The sequence below is a fragment of the Spongiibacter taiwanensis genome, from assembly GCF_023702635.1.
Classification (GTDB): domain Bacteria; phylum Pseudomonadota; class Gammaproteobacteria; order Pseudomonadales; family Spongiibacteraceae; genus Spongiibacter; species Spongiibacter taiwanensis.
Window position 1 is genome coordinate 1,542,729 of sequence record NZ_CP098455.1, and the last position, 11,384, is coordinate 1,554,112.

An 11,384-nucleotide genomic window follows, 5' to 3' on the forward strand; every position below is an offset into this window, starting at 1 on the left:
ATTCCGGTCTGACAAGACGGATAATGCGAATCAATCTCTTTAATACCCGTAACTCATGACCCTCTCCGATCTAAAAAAAGGGACCAACGCCACGGTGTTGTCGGTGGTTGACGCCCATGCTCAAGACCCCATCGCCCACCGTATGCGGGAGCTGGGCTTTATTGCCGGCGCCCAAGTGCGGGTGGTGACCCGCAGTTTCTGGGGCGGCCACACTCTGGTGGTGCACCTGGGCAATACCCGCTTTGCCCTGCGCAAACACGAGGCTGCTCGGGTCACACTGCAGGCGGCATACTGATGGAATACCGAGTGCGAAACGGCAGCCAGGCCACCCCACCGAGACTGGCTTTAGTGGGAAATCCCAACTGCGGCAAGACGGCGCTATTCAATTTGCTCACCGGCAGCAAACAAAAAGTCGCCAACTACGCCGGGGTAACGGTGGAGCGCAAGGAGGGGGTGTGCCTTTCTCCCTCGGGCCAGCGCTATCGCATTCTCGACTTGCCCGGCGCCTACAGCCTGGATGCCACCAGCCCCGATGAGGCGGTCACCCGGGACGTGCTGCAGGGCAAGCACCCCGGCGAGGCCGCGCCCGAGGTTCTGGTATGTGTGGTGGATGCCAGCAACCTGCGTTTGCACCTGCGCTTTGTGCTGGAACTGATGTCGCTGAATAGACCCATGGTCGTCGCGCTGAACATGGCGGATGCCGCCCGGCGGCAAGGTATCGAAGTCGACTATGCGGCGCTGGCTGATCAACTGGGTGTGCCCGTGGTCGAAACCGTTGCAATCAAGCGCGACGGCGCCAATGCGCTGCTTGATGCATTTGAACAGCAAACATGGCGCACGCCCGAGAACAAAGGCGAGGGCAATATCGAGGCGCGCTACCGGCAGATTGACCACATCCTTGCGCACGCGGTCACCCTGCGCGGCCAGAGCACCCGCTTTGATGACAAACTCGACGCGCTGGTACTGCACCCGGTGCTGGGCATGGCCACTCTGGCGGCGGTGCTGTTCTTCATGTTTCAGGCGGTTTTCGCCTGGGCAGCGCCCTTGATGGATGGCATCGTCGCTGGCGTAGAAGCCCTGGGACAGCTCGTCATTGCGCCGCTGCCCGAGGGCTCGGCGCTACACAGCTTGTTGAAAGACGGCGTGTTTGCCGGGCTTGGCAACGTGCTGGTGTTCCTGCCCCAAATTCTGATCTTGTTCTTTTTTATTCTGTTACTCGAGCAGTCCGGCTACCTGCCCCGGGCCGCCTACCTACTTGACCGGCTGATGTTCCGGGCCGGGCTCAGCGGTCGTGCGTTTATCCCCCTGCTGTCCAGCTTCGCCTGCGCGGTGCCGGGCATTATGGCGGCGCGCAGTATTCAAGACCCGCGGGATCGACTCACCACGATTCTCGTTGCGCCATTAATGACCTGTTCCGCACGACTCCCGGTCTACACCCTGCTCATTGCTGCCTTTGTTCCAGCGACCACGGTGCTGGGCGGTTTCAACCTGCAGGGCCTAGTGCTGTTTGCCCTGTATTTCAGCGGTATTCTGAGCGCGATGCTGGTGGCCTACGTTATGAAGTGGTTGCAGCGCGACAAGCAAGACCATGCGCTATTAATGGAACTGCCCGCCTACCGCTTGCCCCACCCCCGAGACCTGGCGATGGGTTTGCTCCAGCGGGCAAAGATATTTCTGCGCCGGGTGGGCGGCATTATTTTCTCGCTCACCGTTTTGCTGTGGCTGTTTTGCACCTTCCCAGGCGCGCCTGAAGGCTACACCGGGGCAGCCATCGACTACAGCATTGCCGGGCGACTTGGCCATTTGCTGTCGTCCGTGTTTGAGCCCATCGGCTTTAATTGGCAGATCTGTATTGCGCTTATCCCCGGCATGGCCGCTCGGGAGGTGGCCGTGTCGGCCCTCGGCACGGTCTACGCCATGTCGGGCAGCGAAGATGCGATCAGCCATCAGCTCGGCCAACTGATCGCCCAACAATGGTCACTGCCTACCGCGCTATCGCTGCTCACCTGGTTCGTTTTTGCGCCCCAGTGCATTTCTACCCTGGCGGTCATTCGCAGAGAAACCAACTCCTGGCGGATGATGGGGATCGCAACGGGCTACCTGTTTGGCCTAGCCTATTTCAGCGCCCTGGCGGTATTTCAACTCAGCCAATTGATTTGGCCCTAGGAAGAAATCCGATGACTTCACTCGGCCACAACCTGATTCTGGCAGCCGTCATTCTCACCAGCGTCGCCATTTTTATCCGGCATTTTTTCGGCGACTGGAGCGGCGCGCAGGTTCAGCGAGTGGCCGACATCTTAATTCGCCGTGGGGGCTGGATGGCTGCAGTGGGGATTCGCCTGAACAGGCAAAGCGGTGGCCAGGCTGACTGCTCAAGTGGCTGCAATAGCTGCAGCGGTTGCGCCAGTGAGCGCACCACAAAACCTAGCCAGCTCATTGCCGTGGAGAGACAACAGTAGAAGCAATAGTCCATCAGCCTCGTTAGCAGCATGGAACAAAACAGCCTCTAATAAACATCTCGTAAGTAGCGGCCGTGCATACCGAGCAGATCCACCACCCCGTTGCCGAGCAGTGCTCGCAGGGTTTCATCCACCGCGGCCCCCATGCCCTGGCGACTACCGCACACCAGAATGCTGGCACCCTCGGCCACCCAGCTTTTTAGGGTTTCGGCTTCGGCAGATAGCACCGCTTGCACGTAGGCAGGCCGGGAAGGACACTGCGAAAACACCCGATCCAGTTTCGGCAAAAATCCGGCTCGCTGCAGCTCCATAATGTCGTCGCGGTAAACCGCGTCGTGCTCCGGGTGGCGCTCGCCGAATATCAGCCAATTCTCTCGCTGGCCCTGGCGGCGGCGGTCCAGCAGATGACTCCAGAGGCCTGCCAGGCCAGAGCCACTACCGATTAAAATCAGCGGCGACTTTCCGTGTGCGAGATGAAACTGGCGGTTGTTGCGCACACGCAGCTCAACCGACTCCCCCAGCACGAGCGCGTTGCACAACCAGCCCGATGCCAACCCCAGCCGACCATCTTTGTCTTGCCGCTGACGCAGCACAATATCGAGATGGCCCGTCTCCGGAATTGAAGCAATGGAGTACTCACGCTTGCCAAGGCGCGGTAGTGACAAAACCCAGTCCGAAACCGGCTTACCCTCAATGCAGGGCGCTTGAGGCGAATAACAGTCACTGTTCTGGCAAATGGACTCAGCAACATCAATGTTGAGGCTCGCGACTGCCGGTAGCTGTCGGCTCTGTAATTCCGGGATCAATTGGGCACCCTCATCGTCAAGCACACCGCGCTCTGCCAGAGCGTCCAGAAACTGCCGACATTGCGCCGCACTGTTGCGGGGCCACAGCTCGGCAATATCGCCCGCCCGCCACGCAAGCGCAGAAGACTCATCAGGCGCAAACCTCAGTCGAAAGAGGCCCGGGGATTCGCTCTGCGAATTCAGATGTTCCCGCGCAATCAAGGTCCAGCGGGTTTCTGGGGCGGAGGAGCCAACGGCCCTCAGGACCGGCATCGCGACACCTGCGCCGGCAAGCGTTTGCAGCCATTTATGAACGACCGCCGAATCGACCGCTTGCTGCCCGCCCGTAAGCGCGGCATCCAGTTCCAGGCGAGGTTGCCACAGGCCGGCGCCCAGCGCCTGCAAGCCCAACTCCAGCCGACGACCAAAGGCGCAATAATCGGGGTAACTGCTATCCCCCAGCGCCAGTACCGCAATCTGCAGATGATCAAGCCGCGGGGGCTGTCCTTTGAGCCAGCGCCGTTCAAAACGCTGACCATTGTCTGGCGCCTCGCCATCACCGTAAGTGCTGACCACAAATACCGCACGCTTGGCCGCGGCCAGACTGCCGTCAGCAAGCTGACTCAACGGCTGGGCGCGGGCGCCCGGCGCCAATGCGCCGCACACCTGCTCAGCCAGTGCCTGGGCGGTGCCGCTCTGGCTGGCATAGGCGACCAGCAGCTCGCCAGCACCCACACTAACCGCTGGGTTATGCCTACGGTACTGTCGCCAACTATGCCAGCACAGCCCGCCATAAGCGGACAATGCCAACAGCGTGACCAGCAGTTTGTGCCAGAGAATCACCGGTCTCGCTCAACAAGCCTTACAGGGGCAGCACTTCGAGCGTGGCCACGTAGCCGCCCTGACGGGTAGTGGCGGGCGCTTTTGCTTTGTTGTCCTGATACTCGGCCTCAAGCCAATAACGCCCCGCCTCCGGCCAGGTCACGCTGACCACGCCTTTGTCATCGGCGGTCAGCTCAATGGCGTTTTGGCTATTGCGGTAACGCATGCCGTCAACAATCAACGTCACCTTGGTGCCCGCCGCCGGTTTGCCGTCGATCAAGAAGGTGAACTTGGCTGGCTCACCGGCAAACAGGTCATTGGGATGGGTGATGGGCTGCATTTCCAAGCCCTGGCCGGTTGGGGTAAACACCTTGGTCGAGGGCTGCCCCGCCGTGATAAAGGTTTCGATCCGGCGAGACGAATAGCTTACCTCAAGATTTTTGGCATCTTTAGGCACCGCTTTTTCAAAGGGCGCGTTGGTGGCATTGGGGCCACGACCCGGCCAGCCACCGCGCTTACCATCGGCAGTTTCCCAGCGCGCCCGCAGGCCGCTACTGGCAATGGCAATTTTGTAAGTGCCTTCCTGCGTTAACTGCAGATCAAAACTGCTGCGGTGCTTACCGGTGTGGGGGTTTTGTGCCTCAACCGCACTGCCATCCGGCGCCAGCACCTGCAGTTCGTTGAGGCGCAGCGGCGCATGGTCAGTGTAGAAAATATCATTGGACACGGCGCCGTCCACTGTCACCCAGGGCGCCTCACCCGACAGCACGGTCGCCGCGGGTAGAAACCAGGCCCGGTGGGCGTTGGCCGTCAACGGCAACCCCAACTGCAAACACAATACTGCCAAGAAATAGAACTGTACGCGCTTCATTGCTTCTCCTTAACCATCGTTTGTTGCTGGCGACCGCTCAGGGCACCAAATGCAAAGCCACTTCACCCAGCTCGGATTCTCCCTTTGCGGTCAGTACCGCCACCTTGCTCACCGGCAAAACAAAGGGAATTTTGAGCATCTCTCTGCCGCCCACTTCCCGGGCGGCTTCCACATTGAGCACGTACTGGCCGGGCGCCAGGGTCGACAACGTCGATTGCAGCGCCAACTGATAATCACCGGGCTGACGGGTTGCACCACTGATGCCATCCACCGGCATATCCAGACGACGGCCGCTGTAACGCCACCACTGGCGCATGTCCTTCAGCCACTGTTCGCCCTTATCGTCCCCACCCTTACCGGCAGGGCCGCCCCGGCCTAACTGGTACCACACCGAAATATTGTGGATTTCGCCGCTGTCCTGATTGCGCAGCCACACCGCGACATAGGGTCGGTGATACTCGGCCACATCAATGTTCGGCACCGTTAGCGCCAGGTAACTCTGCCCGTCGGTTGGCGCGGGGTCGGCCTGCACCGGCGACCAGGCTGGCACCATCGCCAGCGCAATCCACATCAAGGTCTTTTTCATCTCAATCCTCTAATGAACAAACAACACAAGAATCAATGCAGGAATCAGCAGCCCCAGGGCGACGGCTGGCCAGGTGCTCGGCCGTTGACGGGTCTGCCGCTGCAACAACAGCAAGCCGCTGATCGAAAACACCACGCAGGCTACGGCAAAGACATCAATGAACACGATCCAGGCAAGACCAGTATCCCGGCCCTTATGCAGATCGTTAAAGTAAGCCACCCAGCCTCGATCCGTGCGCTCGTAAAGCAAGTTTCCACTGGCTAAATCGACACTCAACCAGGCGTCAGCGCCGGGCTGAGGCATGGCCAGGTACAGCTCTTCTTTGCTCCACTCAAGCGAGCGCACCGGGGGCAAATACACCTGCTTTTCACTTATCAGCCAGCGTCTGAGCTCGGCCGGCACCCGCTGGGAGTCTCGATCCACCGCCTGCAGGCTGGCCAACACCGACTCGGGCACGGCGGCCTCTACCGTCACCACCGTCGGCGTCGCCGGAATCCAACTGGCGTGATTAAGGGTGACCCCGGTAATCGCAAAACCGAGCATGGCCACCAGGCACACCGCCGAGCTAATCCAGTGCCATTGCCGCAGGCTGCCCAGTGCCCAACGCCGGAGGCTATTCACCTGCCACCCCTTCGCCAAGCCCGCGACCTACTGATATCGATGTCACCACAAACTTGCTTCCTGACTATCCCTGCCGCTGGCATAACACCCCTGGCAATTTGGGAATGATAACAAATTATATTTGCATTTGAGAATTATTATTATTTATATTTGTCGCCCGTCGAGCCGAAGTCGTCTCGTCACGAATCGCCATAGACAACAAACCACCGCCGTAACCAGGCACTTGCCCGGCACGAGTCCCATTTCGACCCGTCCCCAGGACCGCCGGCCCAAGGGTAACCACTATCGAGGAGCTTCCAAGCAATATGGACAAAATGACTACCACCACCGGGCACCATAGCAATACCCCCGCCAGCTTTGGCAAAAAAACCGTCCTGGCCCAGGCGATTGCCCTGGGCTTGATGGGCAGCGGCATGAACGCCTGGGCACAACAGCCCGACCCCGACGCCCCCGCAACCCTGCCCAAAGTGCAAGTGGAAGCCGACGCCATTACGCCCTACAAGGCAAATAAGGCCTCATCACCGATTTACACTCAGCCTTTGGCTGAAACCCCGAAGACCATCACCGTGGTTACCCAGGAAGTGCTGCAAGATCAGGCGGTGACTACCCTGCGCGACGCCCTGCGCAACGTCTCTGGCATTACCATGCAGGCGGGTGAAGGCGGCGTGGCCGCCGGCGACAACCTGAGCATTCGCGGTTTTGATGCCACTAACGATCTCTACGTTGATGGCGTCCGCGACATCGGCTCCTACAGCCGTGACACCTTTAACCTCGAGGCAGTAGAAGTCACCAAAGGCCCCTCCTCAACCACCAGCGGTCGCGGCTCGGCCGGCGGCTCGATCAACGTTGTCAGCAAAACCGCGAAGTTTGAAGAGTTCAAACGGGGTAACGTGATGGTCGGCAACGACAGCCAGTTGCGCGCCGCCATTGACGTTAACAGCCAGCTCAGCAACACCGTGGCCGGTCGCCTCAACCTGATGACCGAAGATAGCGGCGTACCCGGCCGGGACGTTACCGAGCGGGAATCCACCGGCGTTGCCGGCGCCCTAACCTTCAAACTCAGCCCCAAAACCACCCTGACCGGCGGTGTGACCTACCTCGACCAGGAAAACCTGCCCGACGGCGGCGTTCCCCTGCTGACCGATGCCAATGGCAAGCGCTACCTCGATGAAGACACCGCTGAAAACTACTACGGTGTTGAGAACCGGGACTACGACAACAACGAAGTGCTGAGCTTCAAGTTTGCGGTGGACCACCAGTTCAACGACAACCTGAGCCTGCGCAACCAGACCTTTATAGGCCAAACCGAAACCAGTGCGGCGTTTACCCGGCCCAGCTTCAACTCAGACACAGGCATGGTTCGTCGTGGTGGTGTCAAAGCCCGGGACGAAGATCGGGATATCTTTTCCAACCAGACCACCCTGCGCTCAATGTTCACCAGCGGCTCTGTGAAACACGACCTGGTAACCGGCATCGACCTTACCCAGGAAGAATACGTTCGCTATGAAATGGTTACCGAAAATGACGACCCCGCCGAAGTTGATCTTTACAACCCGCAAACCGACGATGCTTACACTGGCAGCATTCGCCGTGGTGGTGGCGAGAATGAAGGCAGCTACGACTCCATCGCGCTGTTTGTCAGCGACACCATTACCTTCACCCCCCAGTGGAGCACGACCCTGGGTTTGCGCGCCGAGCAGTACGATCAGGAATATTCGCAAAACTACACGTCATCCGGTCGCGGCGGCGACACCCCACCCTTCAAGTATGAAACTGACGACACGCTGGTCAGCTGGAATGCCTCGGTCAGCTACAAACCGGTGGAAAACGGCACGGTCTACCTCGGTCTGGCCAACGCCCAAACCCCACTCGGCAGCAACCTGACCCTGAGCGAAGATGAGCAAGACATCGACGCGGAAGAAGACGAACTGATTGAACTGGGCACCAAGTGGGAGCTGTTTGGCGACAAACTGCTGGCCACCGCGGCGATCTTCCAGTCCACCAAAACCAACGCCCAAACCACCGACGAGAACGACTTGTTGGTCCTCGATGGCGAGCAGCAGGTACGCGGTCTGGAGCTGGGCTTGAACGGCACCATCAATGATCGACTGTCAGTGATTGCCAATTACAGCTATACCGATACCGAGATTACCGAATCTGGCGACCCGGACGAGGAAGGCACCGACCTGTTTAATATTCCCGAGCATTCAGCCAATCTGTGGGCGACCTACCTGCTGAATCAGGACTGGGAAGTGGGCGGCGGCTTTCAGTACATCGGTGAATACGACAACGGCAGCAGCACCTCACTGGACTCGGTGACCCTGGTCAATGTCCTGGCGGCATGGCAGGCCACCGACAACATCAAGCTGCAGCTCAACTGCAACAACCTGACCGACGAGAAGTACCTGCTCAAACCCCGGGGCAGCCGCGGTGTGCCCGGCACCGGTCGCAGCATTACCCTGACGGCAAGCGTGGAGTTCTAACACAGCTCAGGCGGTTAGCGCGGTCCACCCGTTGTCCGCGCAAAGGAAGAATCCATCTGGATGGCGGCGCTCGGGATGACCGCGTCTCCGTTCGTGGACTCTTCGCTGCGCTCAGAGAACGACGGGGAGGAAGCGGCGGGATGGGTTCAGTAATTCCAACCCCCGCCGTCGCTCCCTGACCCGGAGTGGAACGTAGGGGAAGGGTCCATATTTGAGACAGTAGTCTGGATGATCGTGCCAGTGTTCGTGGACTCTTCGCTGCGCTCAGAGAACGATGGGAAGGAACTGAAGTGGGATGAGTACACAGTAATTCCAGCCCCCGCCATCGCTCCCTGACCCGGAGTGAAACGTAGGGGAAGGGTCCATATTCAAGGCAGTAGTCTGGATGACCGTACCGCTGTTTGTGGGCTCTTCGCTGCGCTCAGAGAACGACGGGAGCGGTGGGGGAAAGCGCAAAGATTTGCGGCTGCCTACTCCGTCGCTCCCTGACCCGGAGTGAAACGTAGGGGAAGGGTCCATATTCGAGGCAGTAGCCTGAATGACCGCGCCGCTGTTCGTGGACTCTTCGCTGCGCTCAGAGAACGATGGGAAGGAATGGAAGTGGGATGAGCACACAGTAATTCCAGCCCCCGCCGTCGCTCCCTGACCCGGAGTGAAACGTAGGGGAAGGGTCCATATTCAAGGCAGTAGCCTGAATGACCGTGCCGCTGTTCGTGGGCTCTTCGCTGCGCTCAGAGAACGATGGGAAGGAAGGGGCGGGATGGGTTCAGTCCAGCACTGCCAGCCCCCGCCGTCGCTCCCTGACCCGGAGTGAAACGCAGGGGAAGGGTCCATATTTGAGGCAGTAGCCTGGATGACCGTGCCGCTGTTCGTGGACTCTTCGCTGCGCTCAGAGAACGACGGGAAGGAAGGGGCGGGATGGTTCAGTTCAACAATGCCAGCCCCCGCCATCGCTTCCTGACCCGAAGTGGAACGTAGGGGAAGGCTCCATTGGCAAGGCAGCAATCGGAATGATCGTGCCGTTGTTCGTGGACCCTTCGCTGCGCTCAGGGAACGACGGGGGGTAAGGGACGGGATGGGTTCAGTTCAGCACTGCCAGCCCCGCCGTCACTCCCTGACCCGGAGTGGAACGTAGGGGAAGGGTCCACTGGAAAGGCAGCAATCGGGATGATCGTGCCGTTGTTCATGGACTCTTCGCTGCACTCAGAGAACGACCGGGAGGAAGCGGCGGGATGGGTTCAGTAATGCCAGCCCTCTCCGTCGCTCCCTGACCCGGAGTGGAACGTAGGGGAAGGGTCCATTGGCAAGGCAGCAATCGGAATGATCGTGCCGCTCTTCGCTGCGCTCAGAGAACGACGGGGAGGAAGCGGCGGGATGGGTTCAGTAATTCCAACCCCCGCCGTCGCTCCCTGACCCGAAGTGGAACGCAGGGGAAGGGTCCATAGTTAAGGCAGCGGGCCAAAGCCCGTCTTAATAACCATGGGCAGCGCGATGAATAGGCAGCAAACGCAACTTTCAACTCGGGCTTTACAACAACCGGGTGAAATCACCACACTCAACCTTTGATCAAACAAACCACCACAGGCCAACAAACCATGCTGATCAAGATCCCCCAGCTGCTAAGCAAGGAGCAGGTCGCCCAGTGCCGCCAGATCATGGCCGAGGCCCCCTGGGTCGATGGCAAGGTAACGGCCGGCTATCAGTCCGCCCGCAACAAGAACAATATTCAAATTGCTGAAAACTCCGATGCTGCAAAACAGCTGGGCGACATCATTCTGGCCACACTGGCCAAGAACAACCTGTTCATGTCGGCCGCATTGCCACTGAAAATTTTCCCGCCTCTATTTAACTGTTATCAAGGTGGACACGCCTTTGGCGTTCACGTCGACAACGCTATTCGGCAGGTGCCGGGCACACCCGTGAAGGTACGCACCGACCTGTCGATGACCTTGTTTTTTTCCGAGCCGGAAGAGTACCAGGGGGGCGAACTGATTATCGAAGACACCTACGGCGCCCACAGCATTAAATTGCCCGCCGGCGACATGGTGCTCTACCCCTCCACCAGTCTCCATCGCGTTACCCCCGTCACCGAGGGCCAGCGGCTGGCCTCCTTCTTTTGGCTACAAAGCATGGTAGCCAGCGACGAGAAACGCAGCCTGTTGTTCGACATGGACATGTCGATCCAGAATTTGAGTCAGGGAAAGGAAGACGATCCGGCGATCATTCAACTGACCGGTGTTTATCACAATCTGCTGCGCCAGTGGGCCCAAACTTAGGGGCCCCACCCAAAAGAAACACTACACACCAGCGCAAGCGGGCTTACTTCTTACCACTAGAGAAGTACTTCAATCGCCCGCTGTGATCACCTTGCGGGTCGGGAGAGGGAGGTCCGGACAGCGAGATAGAAGGTTTACTGAGCAAGGTCAGATTGAGCACTAGCAGGTAGGTCAACAGGTAGATCAAACACAGCCAGATCTCATCCTCTCGGGTTCGATCACCGCTCAAAGTCATCAAATACCAGCGCTCAATGATATCGGGGACCAGAAAACGAAAGGCAAAGGTCACCGCCGCAACCGTGGCCGCCAATGCGAGCAGCCCTAGCAATATGCGTTTAACCATGGCGCCAACTTCCAAACAGGCGGCGCCCAGAAAACCACTGTGAGGCGGAGTGCGCCAAAGGCACTCTGCGAGATGAGAAAAATTCGGAGAAAAAAGCGCCGCAACGTGCTGATGCCATTGTGATAATCCTTTACCTGA

10 protein-coding genes are annotated in these 11,384 nt (G+C 59.1%); 5 read left to right on the top strand and 5 right to left on the bottom strand.

Annotated features, from left to right (window positions below; all coding sequences use genetic code 11):
• Positions 1-55 precede the first annotated feature (55 nt).
• Genes NCG89_RS07120 through NCG89_RS07130 form a run of 3 tightly spaced genes read left to right on the top strand, consistent with a single transcriptional unit; the run spans position 56 to position 2,459 of the window.
• Entirely contained in the window at positions 56-295 is a 240-nt protein-coding gene (locus tag NCG89_RS07120; protein WP_251089069.1) for a FeoA family protein, read from the top strand.
• Positions 295-2,166: a ferrous iron transporter B gene (gene feoB, locus NCG89_RS07125; RefSeq protein ID WP_251089070.1), complete on the top strand. Its 1,872-nt coding sequence runs from the start codon at positions 295-297 to the stop codon at positions 2,164-2,166. The genes NCG89_RS07120 and feoB overlap by 1 nt, the downstream gene beginning before the upstream one ends.
• An 11-nt stretch (positions 2,167-2,177) precedes the next feature.
• Positions 2,178-2,459: a DUF6587 family protein gene (locus tag NCG89_RS07130; RefSeq protein WP_251089071.1), complete on the top strand. Its 282-nt coding sequence runs from the start codon at positions 2,178-2,180 to the stop codon at positions 2,457-2,459.
• A gap of 47 nt (positions 2,460-2,506) precedes the next feature.
• On the opposite strand, the gene NCG89_RS07135 is transcribed toward NCG89_RS07130, so the two are convergent.
• From NCG89_RS07135 to NCG89_RS07150, 4 genes are read right to left on the bottom strand one after another with little or no spacing between them, the layout of a single operon-like run.
• The gene (locus NCG89_RS07135) at positions 2,507-4,087 is read right to left on the bottom strand and encodes a flavodoxin domain-containing protein (RefSeq protein WP_251089072.1); all 1,581 of its coding nucleotides are present in this window, start codon (positions 4,085-4,087) and stop codon (positions 2,507-2,509) included.
• A gap of 19 nt (positions 4,088-4,106) precedes the next feature.
• A complete protein-coding gene (locus NCG89_RS07140; protein WP_251089073.1) occupies positions 4,107-4,937 on the bottom strand; it encodes a DUF4198 domain-containing protein in 831 nt (276 codons plus the stop codon).
• A gap of 37 nt (positions 4,938-4,974) precedes the next feature.
• Positions 4,975-5,523, bottom strand: coding sequence for a DUF2271 domain-containing protein (locus tag NCG89_RS07145; protein WP_251089074.1), 549 nt, complete (start codon positions 5,521-5,523; stop codon positions 4,975-4,977).
• A gap of 9 nt (positions 5,524-5,532) precedes the next feature.
• Positions 5,533-6,144, bottom strand: coding sequence for a PepSY-associated TM helix domain-containing protein (locus tag NCG89_RS07150; RefSeq protein ID WP_251089075.1), 612 nt, complete (start codon positions 6,142-6,144; stop codon positions 5,533-5,535).
• A gap of 305 nt (positions 6,145-6,449) precedes the next feature.
• Here NCG89_RS07150 and NCG89_RS07155 point away from each other — a divergent pair, with 305 nt between their 5' ends.
• Both NCG89_RS07155 and NCG89_RS07160 read left to right on the top strand, forming a co-directional pair.
• Positions 6,450-8,627, top strand: coding sequence for a TonB-dependent receptor (locus tag NCG89_RS07155; RefSeq protein WP_251089076.1), 2,178 nt, complete (start codon positions 6,450-6,452; stop codon positions 8,625-8,627).
• A gap of 1,595 nt (positions 8,628-10,222) precedes the next feature.
• Entirely contained in the window at positions 10,223-10,903 is a 681-nt protein-coding gene (locus tag NCG89_RS07160) for a Fe2+-dependent dioxygenase (RefSeq protein WP_251089077.1), read from the top strand.
• A 43-nt stretch (positions 10,904-10,946) separates the two neighbouring features.
• Here NCG89_RS07160 and NCG89_RS07165 read toward each other — a convergent pair whose 3' ends face one another.
• A complete protein-coding gene (locus NCG89_RS07165) occupies positions 10,947-11,246 on the bottom strand; it encodes a hypothetical protein (protein ID WP_251089078.1) in 300 nt (99 codons plus the stop codon).
• Positions 11,247-11,384 lie beyond the last annotated feature (138 nt).

Coding starts and splice junctions, on each gene's coding strand:
- NCG89_RS07120 (WP_251089069.1), top strand. CDS start 56: ATGACCCTCTCCGATCTAAAAAAAGGGACCAACGCCACGGTGTTGTCG.
- NCG89_RS07130 (WP_251089071.1), top strand. CDS start 2,178: ATGACTTCACTCGGCCACAACCTGATTCTGGCAGCCGTCATTCTCACC.
- NCG89_RS07140 (WP_251089073.1), bottom strand. CDS start 4,937: ATGAAGCGCGTACAGTTCTATTTCTTGGCAGTATTGTGTTTGCAGTTG.
- NCG89_RS07160 (WP_251089077.1), top strand. CDS start 10,223: ATGCTGATCAAGATCCCCCAGCTGCTAAGCAAGGAGCAGGTCGCCCAG.
- NCG89_RS07155 (WP_251089076.1), top strand. CDS start 6,450: ATGGACAAAATGACTACCACCACCGGGCACCATAGCAATACCCCCGCC.
- NCG89_RS07165 (WP_251089078.1), bottom strand. CDS start 11,246: ATGGTTAAACGCATATTGCTAGGGCTGCTCGCATTGGCGGCCACGGTT.
- NCG89_RS07145 (WP_251089074.1), bottom strand. CDS start 5,523: ATGAAAAAGACCTTGATGTGGATTGCGCTGGCGATGGTGCCAGCCTGG.
- feoB (WP_251089070.1), top strand. CDS start 295: ATGGAATACCGAGTGCGAAACGGCAGCCAGGCCACCCCACCGAGACTG.